Below are 16,752 nucleotides of genomic sequence, written 5' to 3'. Positions count from 1 at the left end.
CCCCCCCGGGTTCGCGCACGACCAGGAGGCTGCCCATGTCCGCGTCCCTCTCCCGACCGCGTGTGGGGGTGTGGCTGATCGGAGCCCGAGGCTCCGTCGCCACCACCGTCGTCACGGGGTGCGCCGCCATCACCGCGGGACTGCACCCGCCCACCGGCATGGTGACCGAGACCCCGGCGTTCACCGGCAGCGGTCTGCCCGCGCTGTCCGACCTCGTCTTCGGCGGCCACGACACCCTCGACTGCCCCCTGCCCAAGCGCGCCGAGACCCTGACCGCCGGCGGTGTCCTCCCGCCGGGCGTCGCCACCGCCGTCGCCGCCGAACTCGAGGCCGCCGACCGGGAGATCAGGCCCGGTGGCCCCACCTCGGGGGACACCAGGAGCGAGACCGAGCTGATCGCGGCTTTCGCCGACGACATACGCGACTTCGTGCACCGCCATGAACTGGAGCGGGCCGTGGTGGCGAACGTCGCCTCCACCGAACCCGCGTCCCAAGGGCCCGACGCCCCGCCGCCGGCCAGCACCCTGTACGCGCTGGCGGCCCTGCGCGCGGGCTGCGCCTACGTCAACTTCACCCCCTCCGAAGGCATCCACCACCCCGCCGCCGCCCGCGAGGCCGAGCGCAGCGGCCTGCCGTACGCCGGCCGGGACGGCAAGACCGGACAGACACTGCTGCGGGCCGTGCTGGGCCCGATGTTCGCGCAGCGGGCGCTGAGGGTCCGGGCCTGGTCCGGAACGAACCTGCTGGGCGGCGGCGACGGCGCCGCCCTCGCCGACCCGGCCGCCGCCGCGGCGAAGAACGCCGGCAAGGAACGCGTCCTCGCCGACACCCTCGGAACCGTCCCCGAGGGCGAGGTGCACATCGACGACGTCCCGGCCCTCGGCGACTGGAAGACCGCCTGGGACCACATCGCCTTCGACGGCTTCCTCGGCACCCGCATGATCCTCCAGACCATCTGGCAGGGCTGCGACTCGGCGCTCGCGGCCCCCCTGGTGCTGGACCTGGCCCGGCTCACGGCCCGCGCCCACGAGGCAGGGCTGTCCGGTCCGCTCGACGCCCTCGGCTTCTACTTCAAGGACCCCGTCGGGGACGGGCCGTCCGGTCTCGCCGAGCAGTACGAGGAACTGGTCCGGTTCGGGCGGAGCCTGGGGCGGGCCGATGAAGAGAGCCATGGCGTGGGGCCGGTGGAGCACCGGGACGACGTGGGGGAGGCGCTGTGACGCTACGCAACAGCTCCTGCGGATGCCTTGAGGACGCGTCCCCAGCCGCTCCTGGAGACAGCGCCGGTGCCACGTCCCCCTGCGCATGCACCGGCCGCTCGCGCCGGCACGCCTGGGCCGAACTCCTGCGTCTGCCCGCCCTGTTCAGCGTCCCGGGCGACGCCCTGGCCGGCACGGCCGCGACCGGAGCGGCACCCAACGCCCGCACCCTGCTCGCCATCGGCTCCTCCCTCTGCCTCTACGAGGCCGGCATGGCACTCAACGACTGGGGGGACCGCGACATCGACGCCGTCGAACGCCCGCACCGCCCCCTGCCCTCGGGCCGCATCCGCCCGGCCTCCGCCCTCACGGCGGCCTGTGCCCTCACCGGGGCGGGGCTGGCCCTGGCCGCCCGGGCCGGCCGCCCGGCCCTGGCCGTCGCCGCGCCCCTGGCAGCCACAGTCTGGGCGTACGACCTCGGCCTGAAGCACACACCCGCGGGCCCCGTGGCCATGGCCGCAGCTCGCGGACTCGACCTGCTCCTGGGAGCCGCCGCAACGACCGGCCGTACCCGGCCGGCAGTCCCCTCAGCGGCCCTCCTCGGCACCCACACACTGGCCGTCACGACGGTCTCCCGCCAGGAAGCCCAGGGCGGATCGCCTCTGGCCCCCTTGGCGGCGCTCGCGGCGACCGCCCTGCTGGCCCGTGTGGTGACGCACCGCCCTTCAGAGCACCGAGGGGCAACCGCTCGTGACCCTCTCGGGCCACGAACGACTCGGCCTCCAGGAACTGCGCTCGGCTGGAAACCTGCGGCACACCTCACCACCGCTCTCGCGGCCGCCTACGTCGCGGCCACCGCCCGCCCCTACTTCCATGCCACGCTCAACCCCTCACCTCCGCTCACCCAACGAGCCGTCGGAGCCGGCGTCCGCGCCACGATCCCCCTCCAGGCCACCCTGACCGCCCGCTCCAAGGGCACGGCCACGGCCCTCCTCATCGCGGCCCTGGCCCCGCTGGGAGCGAGGTTCGCGAAGAAGGTGAGCGTGACGTGAGTCCGCAGAACTCTCCTCTCGCTCCCCTCCAGCCCCTCCGCTTCGGCTACGGCACCAACGGTCTCGCCGACCTCCGGCTCGACGACGCGCTCTCCCTCCTCGCCGAGCTCGGCTACGACGGTGTCGGTCTGACCCTCGACCACATGCACCTCGACCCCCTCGCCCCCGGCCTCGCCACCCGCACCCGACGGGTCGCGCGGCGGCTGGACGCGCTCGGACTGAGCGTCACGGTGGAGACGGGCGCCCGCTATGTGCTCGACCCGCGCCGCAAACACGGCCCCTCCCTGCTGGACCCGGACCCCGGTGACCGGGCGCGCCGGACCGACCTCCTCGTCCGAGCCGTGCGGGTCGCGGCCGACCTCGGCGCCCACGCGGTCCACTGCTTCAGCGGCGTCCTCCCGGAGGGCACCGACACGGACACCGCGTGGAAGCGTCTCGCCGAGGCCCTCACGCCCGTCCTGGAAGCCGCCGCCTCCGCCGGGATCCCGCTCGCCGTGGAACCCGAACCGGGCCACCTCCTCGCCACCCTGGCCGACTTCCACCACCTCCGCCGCACGCTCGGCGACCCCGAGCCTCTCGGCCTCACGCTCGACCTCGGCCACTGCCAGTGCCTCGAACCCCTCCCTCCCGCCGACTGCGTGCGCGCCGCCGCTCCCTGGCTGCGGCACGTCCAGATCGAGGACATGCGGCGCGGCGTCCACGAGCACCTCCCCTTCGGAGACGGGGAGATCGACTTCCCGCCGGTCCTGGCGGCCCTCGCCGCCACCGGCTACCAGGGCCTGACCGTCGTCGAACTGCCCCGCCACTCCCACGCCGGCCCGCACTTCGCCGCACACTCCCTCCCGTTCCTCCGCCACGCCGAGCGGACCGCGGCCACCGCGTCGCCCCACCCCGCTCCGGCCCTCCAGCAGGCCGCGCCACCCCACGGCGCTCCCTCCGCCACCCCTGAAGGGAGCAGCACCCCATGACCCAGCCCCGCGCCACACCGGCGGCGAGAACCGACAGCACCCAGGACACCACCCAGGACCGCGGGAACAGCGACAGTGCCCAAGCCCCCGAGGACGCCGAGACCCGGGACGCCCAGGACGACACCCACAGCACCCACACCGCTGGCACCCCCTCGCCCGCCGACCTCCGTCGCCACCTCACCACCCACCTCGACGAAGCCGCCCGCACCTGGCTCGAGCACGCCCTCGACGAGGCCGCCGCCCACCCCGGCATCCACGGGCCGATCTCCCCGTGGGAGCTGCGTCTCGCCGAGGCCGGTCGCCGCTGCGGTGCCGCGCACGCCGACGCCGCCCGGGTCCTCATCCTCCACGCGGCCCGCGCCGGCACCGACGCCCTGACCCGGGTGTACTTCCAGGGCACCGCCGACGAGCGCCGCGCCGTCCTGCACGCCCTGCCCCACCTCGTGTCCGGACCCGGCGCCCTCCCCCTCGTCGAGGACGCCCTGCGCACCAACGACACCCGGCTCCTCACCGCCGCCGTCGGCCCGTACGCCGCCCGGCACCTGGCCCCCCACGACTGGCGCCACGCCGTGCTGAAGTGCCTGTTCACCGGCGTCCCCGTCGAGCACGTGGCCGACCTGCCCCGGCGCGCCCACGGCGACGGTGAACTCGCCCGCATGCTGGGCGACTACGCCGCCGAGCGCACCGCCGCCGGCCGCACCGTCCCCGAGGACCTGAACCGCGTCCTGGACCTGACCGAGTCCGTGACCCCGGCCCCCGGCACGGACCACCCCCACGGCAAGGAGTCCTGATGCGCATCTTCGACCCCCACATCCACATGACCTCCCGGACCACCGACGACTACGAGGCCATGTACGCCGCCGGTGTCCGCGCCGTCGTCGAGCCCTCCTTCTGGCTCGGCCAGCCCCGCACCTCGCCCGCCTCCTTCCGCGACTACTTCGACGCGCTGCTCGGCTGGGAACCCTTCCGCGCCGCCCAGTACGGCATCGCCCACCACTGCACGATCGCCCTCAACCCCAAGGAGGCGAACGACCCGCGCTGCGTGCCCGTCCTCGACGAACTGCCCCGGTATCTCGTCAAGGACAACGTCGTGGCCGTCGGCGAGATCGGCTACGACTCCATGACCCCCGCCGAGGACACCGCCCTCGCCACGCAGCTCCAGCTCGCCGCCGACCACGGCCTGCCCGCGCTCGTGCACACCCCGCACCGCGACAAGCTCGCCGGCCTGCGCCGCACCCTCGACGCCGTCAGGGAGTCCGCCCTGCCCCCGGAACGCGTCCTGGTCGACCACCTCAACGAGACCACCGTCAAGGAGGCCAAGGACAGCGGCTCCTGGCTGGGCTTCTCCGTCTATCCGGACACCAAGATGGACGAGGGACGGATGGTCGCGATCCTGCGCGCCTACGGCACCGAGCAGGTCCTGGTGAACTCCGCCGCCGACTGGGGAAGGAGCGACCCCCTCAAGACCCGCAAGGTCGGCGACCTGATGCTGGCCGAGGGCTTCGACGAGGACGCCGTCGACCGGGTGCTGTGGCGCAACCCCGTCGCCTTCTACGGGCTCAGCGGCCGCCTGAACCTCGACGTCACCGGCACGGAAGCCACTCACGAGGGCAACTCCATCCTCCGCGGCGCCCCGAAGGACCCGCACGAGCCGGATCCCGGCCCGGGAGACGGCGACGAGCCGGCTCGCGTCCCCGTCGCGGAGGTGTGAACCATGCGCTTCCGCCACCCCGACGGGTCCATCGTCCACCTCGCCTACTGCACCAACGTCCACCCCGCCGAAACCCTCGACGGGGTCCTCGCCCAGCTCCGCGACCACTGCGAGCCCGTCCGCCGCCGCCTGGGCCGCGACCGGCTCGGGATCGGGCTGTGGCTCGCCAAGGACGCCGCCCACGCTCTCGTCACCGACCCCTCCGCACTGCGCGGCCTGCGCACCGAACTCGACCGGCGCGGCCTCGAGGTCGTCACCCTCAACGGCTTCCCCTACGAGGGCTTCGGCGCCGAAGAGGTCAAGTACCGCGTCTACAAGCCGGACTGGGCCGACCCGGAACGCCTCGACCACACCAGCGCCCTGGCCCGGGTCCTCGCAGGGCTTCTCCCCGACGACGTGGCCGAGGGCACCATCTCCACCCTGCCCCTCGCCTGGCGCACCGCGTACGACGACGAGCGCGCGGAGACCGCCCGCACCGCCCTGCGCACCCTTGCCCAACGCCTCGACGCCATCGAGGAACTGACCGGCCGCTCCATCCGCGTCGGCTTGGAACCGGAACCCGGCTGCGTCGTCGAGACCACCCGCGACGCCATCGCCCCGCTCACCGCGATCGCCCACGACCGCATCGGCATCTGCGTCGACACCTGCCATCTCGCCACCTCCTTCGAAGATCCGGACACCGCGCTGGACGCCCTCACCGAGGCCCGCGTCCCCGTCGTCAAATCCCAGCTGTCCGCCGCCCTGCACGCCGAACACCCCCATCTGCCCGAGGTCCGCGAGGCCCTCTCCGCGTTCGCCGAACCCCGCTTCCTGCACCAGACCCGTACCGCCACCGCTGCCGGCCTGCGCGCCACCGACGACCTCGACGAGGCCCTCGGGGGCCACGCCCTGCCGGACGGCGCACCCTGGCGCGCCCACTTCCACGTCCCCCTGCACGCGGCCCCCGCCGCGCCCCTCACCTCCACACTCCCGGTCCTGAGGACCGCACTGACCCGGCTCGTCGGCGGCCCGGCCCCGCTCACCCGCCACCTGGAGGTCGAGACCTACACCTGGCAGGCCCTCCCGCCCGAGCTGCGCCCCCGGGGCCGCTCCCAGCTCGCCGAGGGCATCGCCGCCGAACTTACCCTCGCCCGCGACCTGCTGACGGACCTCGGCCTGAAGGAGCTGCCGTGAGCGCCCACCCCTCCGCCCCGGGCACCCACCCGGCCCCGGCAGGCCCCACACCCCTCCTCGTCCTCGACGTCGTCGGCCTCACCCCCCGGCTCCTCGACCACATGCCCCACCTCAAGGCACTCGGCCAGTCCGGCTCCCGCGCCCCGCTGGGCACCGTCCTGCCCGCCGTCACCTGCGCCGCCCAGTCCACCTTCCTCACCGGCACCATGCCCTCCGAGCACGGCATCGTCGGCAACGGCTGGTACTTCCGCGAACTCGGCGACGTCCTCCTGTGGCGCCAGCACAACGGGCTCGTGGCCGGCGACAAGCTCTGGGACGCCGCCCGCCGCGCCCACCCCGGCTACACCGTCGCGAACATCTGCTGGTGGTACGCCATGGGCGCCGACACCGACTTCACCGTCACCCCCCGCCCGGTCTACTACGCCGACGGCCGCAAGGAACCCGACTGCTACACCAGGCCGGCCGCGCTGCACGACGAACTCACCGACAAACTCGGCACGTTCCCCCTCTTCCACTTCTGGGGTCCCGGAGCCGACCTCGTCTCCAGCCGGTGGATCATCGACGCGACCCGCCACATCATCCGCACCCGGCACCCCGATCTGACGCTCTGCTACCTCCCTCACCTCGACTACGACCTGCAGCGCTTCGGCCCCGACGACCCGCGCTCCCTGAAGGCGGCCACCGACCTGGACGCCGCCCTGGCCCCGCTCCTGGACGACGCCCTCGCCGAGGGCCGCACGGTCGTCGCACTGTCCGAGTACGGCATCACCCGCGTGAACCGGCCCGTCGACATCAACCGCGCTCTGCGCCGCGCCGGCCTCCTGGAGGTGCACACCCAGGACGGCATGGAGTACCTGGACCCAATGGCGTCCCGGGCCTTCGCGGTCGCCGACCACCAGATCGCCCACGTCTACGTGCGCCGCCCCGAGGACCTCGACGCCACCCGGGCCGCCCTCGACGGGCTGCCCGGCCTCGGCCAACTCCTCGACGACGAAGGCAAGAAGGCCCATCACCTCGACCATCCGCGCGCCGGCGAACTCGTCGCCGTGGCGGAACGCGACGCCTGGTTCACGTACTACTACTGGCTCGACGATGCCCAGGCGCCCGACTTCGCGCGACTCGTCGAGATCCACCGCAAACCCGGCTACGACCCGGTCGAACTCTTCATGGATCCCCTCGACCCCTACGTCAAGGTCAAGGCGGCAACCGCACTGGCGCGCAAGAAGCTCGGCATGCGCTACCGCATGGCGGTCGTGCCCCTGGACCCCTCACCTATTCGCGGCAGCCACGGCCGCCTTCCGGCGAGCGACGACGACGGTCCGCTCCTCATCTGCTCCACCCCCCGTGCTGTCGGCGACCGCGTCGCGGCCACCGATGTGAAGTCACTGCTGCTCGAACTCGCCGGTCTCGGCTGAGGACAGAACCTCAGTCCCGACTGGTCACAAGTGAAGCACTCACCACTGACAACGCCCCGCGATCACGAGGAGTTCCACGCATGAGCCGCTTCTCCCAGCCCGATCCCGAGCTCACCCACCGCCTCAGCAGACGCGGCATGCTCGGCGTGGCCGCCGGCGCCACCGCCGCCGCCCTGCTCGGTGCCGCGGCCCCCGCGACCGCCGCCACCGGCAACGCGACGGGCGCCACCGGCACCGCGTCCGGCGCCAAGGGCCGCGGCCGGCCCGTGCTGCCGCCCGGCCGCCTGGGTATCCAGCTCTACAGCCTGCGCGACAAGGTCTCCACCCTCGGCTTCGGCCCCGTCTTCGCCGAACTGGAGCGATACGGCTACGACGAGGTCGAGTTCGCCGGCTACACCCAGGGCTCCGCGGGCCCCATCACGCTCGCCCAGCTCAAGCGGCTGGCACGGAACCACGGCCTGAACCCGATCGGCAGCCACGTCGGCTACTACTCCAACGACCCGGGCGCCTACACCTTCGCCCAGAACCTCACCAAGGTCCTCGACGACGCCCAGGCCCTCGGCCTCAAGCACATCGGCACGGCCGCGGGCCCGTTCCGCTACGGCTCCACCGTCGACGCCTGGAAGCGCGCCGCCGAGGACTTCAACACCTACGGCGCTGCCGCGAAGGCCAGAGGCATGAAGTTCTACCAGCACAACCACTCCGAGGAGTTCTCCTTCGCCACGGACAACCCCAAGGTCCGTCTCTACGACATCCTGCTCAAGGAGACCGACCCGGACCTCGTCTACCTGGAGATGGACATCTACTGGGCGTACGTCGGCCAGTTCCGCTTCTCCAAGCGGCCCGACGGCACACCCGCGCCGTTCGAACCGCTGAACTACGTCCTCAGGCGGCCCGACCGCTACCCGCTGTTCCACGTGAAGGACGGCGAGAGCGACCCGTCGAACCCGTACGGCTACAACATGACCGACGTGGGCGACGGCGACATCGACTACCAGCGGTTCATCTCCGCCGTCACCCGGCTGCGCGGCCACCGCATGGCCCACCACTGGCAGGCCGAGCACGACAACCCGACCGAGTCCTTCACGTTCGCACGCCGCTCCAGCGCGCACCTGCACTCCCTGCGGGAGAAGTGCTGACGATCCCGGAAACGTGAGGAGGCCCTTCCCCAGCTGGGGAAGGGCCTCCTCACGTGGGGACGGTCAGCCCACGGGCCGCGTCCGGCCCGGGACGTCCCAGCCCGTCCCGCCGAGGCGGTGGACGCGGGGGTGGCAGTCGGTCGTTCGACGATGGGGACGGTGCACGGCGGACGGTGCGCACGGTCTGCGTGCCGCGGTCGGATCCGACGTCATGTCAGGTCGTGTCCTCGCCCAGCGGTTGTGGGTTGGGGGTGATGCGGCCCGTCTTCTTGTCGCGTCCCGGCGGGGTCAGGAACACCGCCACGCAGCCGGCGAAGAGGGAGATGGAGCCGGCCAGGATGAAGGCACCGGAGTGCCCCCAGGCGCCGACGACCACGGCACCCATGCCGGCGCCCAGGCCGGAGACGAGCTTGGCGCTGTAGACCATGCCGTAGTTGGACGCGTTGTTGTTCTCACCGAAGTAGTCGGCGGTGAGTGCCGCGAACATCGGGAAGATGGCGCCGCCGCCGAAACCGGAGATCGAGGAGAAGACCAGGAACAGCGGAAGGTTCTCGGCGTTCGCCGACCAGAGGATGCCGTACTGGGACAGGCCCAGGATCACGCATACGACGAGCAGGCACCGCTTGCGGCCGTACAGGTCGGAGAGCCAGCCGATGACACCGCGGCCGGTGCCGTTGACGATGGCCTTCAGCGACATGGCCGTGGCGACGATCCCGCCCGCGAATCCGGCCTGCTCGCCGATCTCCACCTGGAAGGCGATACCGAAGATGTTCACGCCGGACGTACACGCCAGGCAGAACCACATCAGGGCCACCCGGCCGGTCTTCCACGCCTCCTTGGGGGAGTACTGGCGCACCGCCGGCGGGTTCATCCGCAGCGAGCGGGCCGCGCGCGGGTCATCCGGCGGATTCAGCGGGTCGATCGTGGAGGGCCACCAGTTCTTCGGCGGGTCTTTGAAGAAGTAGCCGGAGCACGCGACCATTCCGGCCAGGAACACACCCACCGAGACCAGCACCCAGCGGAAGTTGGTCAGGTCCATGTAGCCGTTGAAGAGGAAGACGAAGGGCACCGAGCCGTAGGCGAAACCGCCGTTGACGAAGCCGGTCTTGCCGCCCTTGCGCTCCGGGTACCACTTGCCGACCATGTTGACGCAAGTGGCGTACACCATGCCCGCGCCCATGCCGCTGAACATGCTGAAGCCGATGTAGGCGAAGACCACGTGCGGCGCGAAGGCGAGGGACAGGTAGCCCAGCAGCGTGCCGGTGGCGCCGAGCATCATGGCCCAGCGGGCCGGCAGTTTTCCGCTCTCACGCAGCTTGCCCGCAGGGAAGGCCACCGCGGCCTGGAAGAAGACCCAGACGGTCATCATCCAGAAGATGTGCATGCTGTTCCAGCTGTGTGCCGTGTGCAGGGTGTCCTCGGCGGACGCGAACGCGTACTCGGCGGAGGAGATGCCCATCATGCCGATCCAGGGCAGGATCACCATCCACTTGCGCTTGCGCCCCATGATGTCGATGTCGGTCTCACCGAGGCGGTAGACGCGACCGTTCGCGTCGGTGACCTCCCGGTAGGGAACCGTTGTGGGCAGATCGGTCGTTGTCATGTCGTGTCGCACCCCTTGCGTCGAAAGATCTGGCCAGCGCCCCCTGTCCCATGCCTTTCGTGCGCGTACGGGTCCCGGGGCCGGCCGGCGCGCACCGTCGGCCGGCCCCCGCTCCCTCACCTCATGTACCGCCCCCCAGCACTCCCGCCTCCCGCGCCCAGCGGTACTTGGCGCCTAGCACGGCCACCGGCTTCTCGGTCGTGTACGGGTACGCCACGACCCCGCGCTCGAAGAGGTACTGGCAGGCCTCCTCGACCTCCACATCACCCGCGAGCGACGCCACGACCGGCTTCTCGACGCCCCGCTCCCGGAACTCGGCCACCACGCGCGCCGTGAGCTCCGCGAAGACCATGGGAGGTGTGACGATGGTGTGCCAGTAGCCGAGGACGAGCGCGTGGATGCGCGGGTCCTCCATCCCCAGCCGGATCGTCGCCTCGTACGTCGACGGCGGCTCGCCCCCGGTGATGTCCACCGGGTTGCCCGCGGCCCCGAAGGGCGGGATGAACTTCCGGAACGCCTCGTCCAGATCGGGCGGGATCTCCATCAGCGACAGCCCGTTGTCCGTCACCGCGTCCGAGAGCAGTACGCCGCTGCCCCCGGCCCCCGTGATGATCACGACGTTGTCGCCCTGGGGGGCGGGAAGCACCGGCAACGCGCGCGCGTACTCCAGCATCTCGTTCAGCCCAGGGGCCCGGATGACCCCGGCCTGCCGCAGGATGTCGTCGTACACGGCGTCGTCGCCCGCCAGGGCACCGGTGTGCGAACCGGCCGCCTTCGCGCCCGCCGCCGTACGCCCCGCCTTCAGCACGACCACCGGCTTCTTCGGCACGGTCGCCCGCGCGGCCTCCACGAACGCGCGCCCGTCCTTGAGGTCCTCCAGGTGCATCGCGATGCAGTCGGTGTGCGGGTCCTCCCCGAACCAGGTCAGCAGGTCGTCCTCGTCCAGGTCCGACTTGTTGCCGAGCCCCACGATCGCCGACACACCTGTCTTGGTGGTGCGCGCGAACCCCAGGATCGCCATCCCGATGCCGCCCGACTGCGAGGTCAGCGCGACCCCGCCCTTGACGTCGTACGGCGTGCAGAACGTGGCGCACAGGTCCTGCCAGGTCGAGTAGTAGCCGTAGATGTTCGGCCCCAGCAGCCGTACGCCGTGCCGCTCGGCGATCTCCACGATCTCCGCCTGGAGTTCGTGCTCGCCGGTCTCCGCGAAGCCGGAGGGGATCAGCACGGCGTTCGGGATCTTCTTGCGTCCCACCTCCTCCAAGGCCGAGGCCACGAACTTGGCGGGGATCGCGAAGACCGCCACATCCACCTCACCGGGAACGTCCGTGACACTCTTGTACGCCTTGCGGCCCAGGATGTCATCGGCCTTGGGATTCACCGGGTGGATGTCCCCGGCGAAGCCCCCGTCGACGAGGTTGCGCATCACGGAGTTGCCGATCTTGCCCTGTTCGTTGGAGGCGCCGATCACGGCGACCGAGTTCGGCTGCATCAGCCGGCGCATGGACGCGAGGATCTCGTCCCTCGAGTACTTCCGGCGCGGCGCGGGCTGCGACTCGGCGAGGATCACCCGGATGTCGGCCGCGACGGCCCCCTCCGCCGTCGCGATCACCGGATTGAGGTCCACCTCGGCGATCTCCGGGAAGTCCGCGACGAGTTCGGACACCCGGCGGATCTGCTCGGCCACGGCCCACCGGTCCACGCCCGCCTGGCCGCGCACCCCGCGCAGGATCTCCGCCGACCGGATCGAGTCCAGCATCGACAGCGCCTCGTCGGCGTCCACCGGGGCGAGCCGGAAGGTGACGTCCTTGAGGACCTCGACGAGCACCCCGCCGAGCCCGAACGCGACCACCTTCCCGAACGTCGGGTCCGTGACCGCGCCGACGATGACCTCCTGCCCCTTGGGCAGCAGCTCCTGCACCTGCACACCCTGGATGCGGGCATCCGTGTCGTAGGCACGCGCGTTGTCGATGATGGTGTGGAACGCGGCCCGTACGTCGGCGGCGCCCTCGACGCCGACGATGACCCCGCCGGCGTCGGTCTTGTGCAGGATGTCCGGCGAGACGATCTTCATCACGACGGGCCCGCCGAAGCGCGCCGCGAAAGCCACGGCCTCTTCGACGTCGGTCGCCAGCTCCTCGCCCGGTACGGCGATCCCGTACGCGTCGGCGATCACCTTGCCCTCGGGCGCGGTCAGCGCGGCCCGCCCCTCGGCCCGCACGGAGTCGAGGAGGCCGCGCACCCGCAGGATCCGGTCTTCGGCCATCACGTCAGATCACTCCGTTCGACTTGAGCAGGCGCACTTCCTCGTCGCCGAGGCCGAGTTCGCCGACGTAGACCTCTTCGTTGTGCTCGCCGAGCAGCGGTGAACCGGTCACCTCGACGGGGGAGTCGGACAGCTTGAGCGGGCTGCCGACGGTCACGAACTCGCCCCGCTGCGGGTGCGGGACGGTGACGACCATCTCGTTGGCGACCAGCGACCGGTCCTCGATGATCTCCCTCGTGGACAGGATCGGCCCGCACGGAATGTTGTGCGCGTTGAGCCGCTCCAGCACCTCCCACTTGGGCAGCGTCGAAGACCACTCCTCGATCAGCTGGAACATCTTGTTCAGCTTGGGCAGCCGCGCCTCGGGCGTCGCCCACTCGGGGTCCTCGGCCAGTTCCGGCCGGCCGATCAGCTCGCTGAGCGGCTGCCAGCCGACGGGCTGCACGATGACGTACACGTAGTCGTTCGGGCCGCCCGGCGCGCACTTGACCGCCCAGCCGGGCTGGCCGCCGCCGGACGCGTTTCCGGACCTGGGAACCTCGTCGCCGAAGTCCTCGTTGGGATATTCACGGAGCGGGCCATGTGACAGCCGCTGCTGATCCCTCAGCTTCACCCGGCAGAGGTTGAGGACGGCATGCTGCATGGCCACGTTGACCCGCTGACCACGCCCGGTGTTCTCCCGCTGGTACAGCGCCGCGAGAATCCCCGCCACGGCGTGCACCCCCGTCCCCGAGTCCCCGATCTGGGCTCCCGTCGCCAGCGGCGGCCCGTCCTCGAAACCGGTGGTCGACATCGACCCGCCCATGGCCTGCGCGACGACCTCGTACGCCTTGAAGTTGGTGTACGGGCCCTCGCCGAACCCCTTGATGGAGGCATAGACGATCCGTGGATTGATCTCCTGGATGCGGTCCCAGGTGAAGCCCATCCGGTCGACCGCGCCCGGTCCGAAGTTCTCGACCATGACGTCAGAGCGCCGGATCAGCTCGGTGAGGATCTCCTTGCCGCGCTCGGTCTTGGTGTTGAGGGTGATGCTGCGCTTGTTGCAGTTGAGCATCGTGAAGTACAGGGAGTCGACGTCGGGCAGGTCACGCAGCTGCTTGCGCGTGATGTCACCGGTCGGCGCCTCCAGCTTGACGACGTCCGCGCCGAGCCAGGCGAGCAGCTGGGTCGCGGAGGGCCCGGACTGGACGTGGGTCATGTCCAGGACGCGGATGCCTTCGAGGGCCTTGGTGGACGGAGCGGTCATCGGGGCACCTCACTTGTACATGGTCTGGTTCATGGTTCCGGGGGCGTACGCGTCGGGGTCGACCCAGACGTTGATCAGGGACGGCTTGCCCGACTCGCGGGCGCGCCTCAGGGCCGGGCCGATGTCGGCGGGGTCGCGGACCTCCTCGCCGTAACCGCCCAGCATCTGGGCGAACTTGTCGTAGTGGACGTCGCCGAGGGTGTTGCCGACCCGCTCGCGGTCCTTGCCGTACTTGGCGGCCTGGCCGTAGCGGATCTGGTTCATGGAGGAGTTGTTGCCGACGATGCCGACGAAGGGGAGGTCGTAGCGGACGAGAGTCTCGAAGTCCCAGCCGGTGAGGGAGAACGCGCCGTCGCCGAAGAGCGCGACCACCTCCTTGTCGGGCCGTGCCTGCTTGGCCGCGAGCACGAAGGGGACGCCGACGCCGAGTGTGCCCAGGGGCCCCGGGTCCATCCAGTGCCCGGGTGACTTGGGCTGCACGACCTGCCCGGAGAAGGTGACGATGTCGCCGCCGTCGCCGATGTAGATCGAGTCCTCGGTGAGGAAGTCGTTGATCTCGCTGACCAGCCGGTACGGGTGGATGGGCGAGGCGTCCGACCTCAGGCTCGGCAGCCGCTTCTCCAGAGCGGTCTGCTCGGCCGCCCGCAGTTCGTCCAGCCATTCCTTGCGCTTCGACGCCCCTCCGTTGACGCGCCCGGAGGCCGCCTCGGTCACCGACTTCAGCACGAGCCCCGCGTCGCCCACGATGCCGAGGTCGATGTCGCGGTTCTTGCCGACCGTGCGGTAGTCGAGGTCGATCTGCACGACGGTCGCCTCGGGCGACAGCCGCTTGCCGTAGCCCATCCGGAAGTCGAAGGGCGTACCGACGATGACGATGACGTCGGCGTTGGAGAAGGCGTACCGCCGGGAGAGCTGGAAGTGGTGCGGGTCGCCGGGCGGGAGGGTGCCGCGGCCGGCGCCGTTCATGTACGCCGGGATGTTCAGCGTGCGCACCAGATCGATGGCGGACTTGGTGCCCCGGGTCGTCCACACCTGGCTGCCGAGCAGGATGGCCGGCTTCTCGGCGTGCACCAGCAGGTCGGCGAGCTTCTCGATCGCCTCGGGGTCGCCGGCCGAGCGGGTCGAGGCGCGGTAGGCGCCGGGCTGGGGCACGCGTGCCTTGGCCGAGGGCACTTTGGCGTCCAGTACGTCACGCGGGATCTCCAGGAAGGAGGGACCGGGCGCGCCGTGGAAGCACTCGCGGAACGCCATGGACACCATGTCCGCCGCGCGTGCCGTGTCCGGCACGGCCGCAGCGAACTTGGTGATGGGGCTCATCATGTCGACGTGCGGCAAGTCCTGAAGGGACCCCATCTTGTGCTGGGTGAGGGCCCCCTGACCGCCGATCAGCAGCATGGGGGATTCCGCCCGGAAGGCGTTGGCGACACCGGTGACGGCGTCGGTCGTTCCCGGGCCCGCGGTGACCACCGCGCAGCCGGGCTTGCCGGTGATGCGGGCGTAACCGTCGGCGGCGTGCGCGGCGACCTGTTCGTGGCGTACGTCGACGACTTCGATGCCCTCGTCGACGCAGCCGTCGTAGATGTCGATGATGTGGCCGCCGCACAGCGTGTAGATGCGGTCGACCCCCTCGGCCTTCAGCGCCTTGGCTACGAGATGACCACCGGAAATCACGTCTTGGGTGTCGTCGGGCATGGCGAAGTCCTGTCCCTTCGTAGGGGGGTTGGAACGGCTCGCGGTACATTGCATACAGTCGACGAATACTGTATGAAGCTTGTTATCCCGCATCCGGTGGGTGGTGTCCAGGGGGCGTGCGGCACTTTCAGTCAGGAGCCGGAAATGGACCTGTACGAACACCAGGCAAGGGAACTCTTCGAAGAACACGGCATCTTGGTGCCGAGGGCCGAGGTCACCGACTCGCCCAAGGAGGCACGCGGGATCGCGCGCAGGCTCGGCGGTCGTGTCGTCGTCAAGGCACAGGTGAAGACCGGTGGGCGTGGCAAGGCGGGCGGTGTGAAGCTCGCCGCCGACCCGGCCGCGGCGGAGCTGACCGCACGCCAGATCCTCGGCATGGACATCAAGGGCCACACGGTCGGCACGGTCATGCTCGCCCAACCCGTCGCTGTCGAGAAGGAGTTCTACGTCTCCTACGTCCTCGACCGCGCGGCGGGCCGCTTCCTCGCGATCGCCTCCGCGGAGGGCGGCATGGACATCGAGGAGGTCGCCGCCACCCGCCCCGAGGCCGTGGCGCGCATCCCCGTCGACCCCGCCGAGGGCGTGACCTCGGCGAAGGCGGGCGCGATCACCCAGGCGGCCGGGCTGCCGCCGCAGTGCGTCGACGTCCTCGTACGGCTGTGGGACGTGGTGGTCCGGGAGGACGCCCTCCTCGTCGAGGTGAACCCCCTCGTCCGCACCGAAGGGGGCCGGATCATGGCCCTCGACGGCAAGGTCACCCTTGACGGCAACGCCCGTTTCCGGCAGGCCCGCTGGGGCGCGGAGGCCGCGGCCCACGACGACCCGCTGGAGGCGGCGGCCGCCGCCAAGGGCCTCAACTACGTCAAGCTCGACGGCGAGGTCGGCATCATCGGCAACGGCGCCGGACTCGTCATGTCGACTCTGGACGTGGTCGCGGGCTGCGGCGCACGCCCCGCCAACTTCCTCGACATCGGCGGCGGAGCGAGCGCCCAGATCATGGCGGACGGACTGTCGTTGATCCTCACCGACCCGGCCGTGAAGTCCGTCTTCGTCAATGTCTTCGGCGGGATCACCGCCTGCGACGCGGTCGCCGACGGCATCGTCCGGGCCCTGGACACCGTCCGGCTGACCAAACCGCTCGTCGTGCGCCTCGACGGCAACAACGCGGCCCGGGGCCGGGCCGTCCTCGACGAGCACGCGCATCCGCTGGTCCAGCAGGTCACCACCATGGACGACGCCGCCCGCCGCGCCGCCGAACTCGCCATCGCGGCCTGAGGAGAGGGAACAC

General features: G+C 71.2%; 13 protein-coding genes. 9 read left to right on the top strand and 4 right to left on the bottom strand.

All coding sequences use genetic code 11. The features are described from left to right. Positions 1-35: 35 nt before the first annotated feature. The 8 genes from OG542_RS06510 to OG542_RS06475 all read left to right on the top strand — a co-directional run bounded on the left by OG542_RS06510 (position 36) and on the right by OG542_RS06475 (position 8,657). Positions 36-1,220, top strand: coding sequence for an inositol-3-phosphate synthase (locus OG542_RS06510; protein WP_328409016.1), 1,185 nt, complete (start codon positions 36-38; stop codon positions 1,218-1,220). Further along, a complete protein-coding gene (locus OG542_RS06505) occupies positions 1,217-2,251 on the top strand; it encodes an SCO3242 family prenyltransferase (protein ID WP_408057727.1) in 1,035 nt (344 codons plus the stop codon). The genes OG542_RS06510 and OG542_RS06505 overlap by 4 nt, the downstream gene beginning before the upstream one ends. Beyond that, on the top strand, positions 2,248-3,219 hold the full coding sequence (locus OG542_RS06500; RefSeq protein WP_328409013.1) for a sugar phosphate isomerase/epimerase family protein: 972 nt from the start codon (positions 2,248-2,250) through the stop codon (positions 3,217-3,219). Before OG542_RS06505 ends, OG542_RS06500 begins: the two co-directional genes overlap by 4 nt. Further along, positions 3,216-4,010 (top strand): EboA domain-containing protein, encoded by a 795-nt coding sequence (locus tag OG542_RS06495; protein ID WP_328409011.1) that lies wholly within the window; start codon positions 3,216-3,218, stop codon positions 4,008-4,010. The genes OG542_RS06500 and OG542_RS06495 overlap by 4 nt, the downstream gene beginning before the upstream one ends. After that, complete coding sequence (locus OG542_RS06490) at positions 4,010-4,930, top strand: TatD family hydrolase (RefSeq protein WP_328409009.1); 921 nt, start codon at positions 4,010-4,012, stop codon at positions 4,928-4,930. The genes OG542_RS06495 and OG542_RS06490 overlap by 1 nt, the downstream gene beginning before the upstream one ends. Positions 4,931-4,933: 3 nt before the next feature. Further along, complete coding sequence (gene eboE / locus OG542_RS06485) at positions 4,934-6,103, top strand: metabolite traffic protein EboE (protein ID WP_328409007.1); 1,170 nt, start codon at positions 4,934-4,936, stop codon at positions 6,101-6,103. After that, on the top strand, positions 6,100-7,518 hold the full coding sequence (locus OG542_RS06480) for a nucleotide pyrophosphatase/phosphodiesterase family protein (RefSeq protein WP_328409005.1): 1,419 nt from the start codon (positions 6,100-6,102) through the stop codon (positions 7,516-7,518). Before eboE ends, OG542_RS06480 begins: the two co-directional genes overlap by 4 nt. A gap of 80 nt (positions 7,519-7,598) precedes the next feature. Continuing rightward, on the top strand, positions 7,599-8,657 hold the full coding sequence (locus OG542_RS06475) for a sugar phosphate isomerase/epimerase family protein (RefSeq protein WP_328409003.1): 1,059 nt from the start codon (positions 7,599-7,601) through the stop codon (positions 8,655-8,657). 214 nt (positions 8,658-8,871) lie between these two features. Here the strand turns inward: OG542_RS06475 and OG542_RS06470 are convergent, their stop codons facing one another. From OG542_RS06470 to OG542_RS06455, 4 genes are all read right to left on the bottom strand, one after another. Further along, entirely contained in the window at positions 8,872-10,260 is a 1,389-nt protein-coding gene (locus OG542_RS06470; protein WP_328409001.1) for an OFA family MFS transporter, read from the bottom strand. Between the two features lie 121 nt (positions 10,261-10,381). Continuing rightward, on the bottom strand, positions 10,382-12,526 hold the full coding sequence (locus OG542_RS06465; RefSeq protein ID WP_328417791.1) for an acetate--CoA ligase family protein: 2,145 nt from the start codon (positions 12,524-12,526) through the stop codon (positions 10,382-10,384). Positions 12,527-12,530: 4 nt separating this feature from the next. Further along, positions 12,531-13,772 (bottom strand): formyl-CoA transferase, encoded by a 1,242-nt coding sequence (frc, locus tag OG542_RS06460; protein WP_328408999.1) that lies wholly within the window; start codon positions 13,770-13,772, stop codon positions 12,531-12,533. A 9-nt stretch (positions 13,773-13,781) separates the two neighbouring features. Continuing rightward, positions 13,782-15,464, bottom strand: a complete 1,683-nt coding sequence (locus tag OG542_RS06455) for a thiamine pyrophosphate-binding protein (RefSeq protein WP_328408997.1) — start codon at positions 15,462-15,464, stop codon at positions 13,782-13,784. Between the two features lie 144 nt (positions 15,465-15,608). Here OG542_RS06455 and sucC point away from each other — a divergent pair, with 144 nt between their 5' ends. Beyond that, positions 15,609-16,739, top strand: coding sequence for an ADP-forming succinate--CoA ligase subunit beta (gene sucC / locus OG542_RS06450; RefSeq protein WP_328408995.1), 1,131 nt, complete (start codon positions 15,609-15,611; stop codon positions 16,737-16,739). Positions 16,740-16,752 lie beyond the last annotated feature (13 nt).

The sequence above is a fragment of the Streptomyces violaceus genome, assembly GCF_036014075.1.
Classification (GTDB): domain Bacteria; phylum Actinomycetota; class Actinomycetes; order Streptomycetales; family Streptomycetaceae; genus Streptomyces; species Streptomyces violaceus.
The sequence above is the reverse complement of the archived record's forward strand: the minus strand, read 5'-3'. Positions and strand labels throughout refer to the sequence as shown.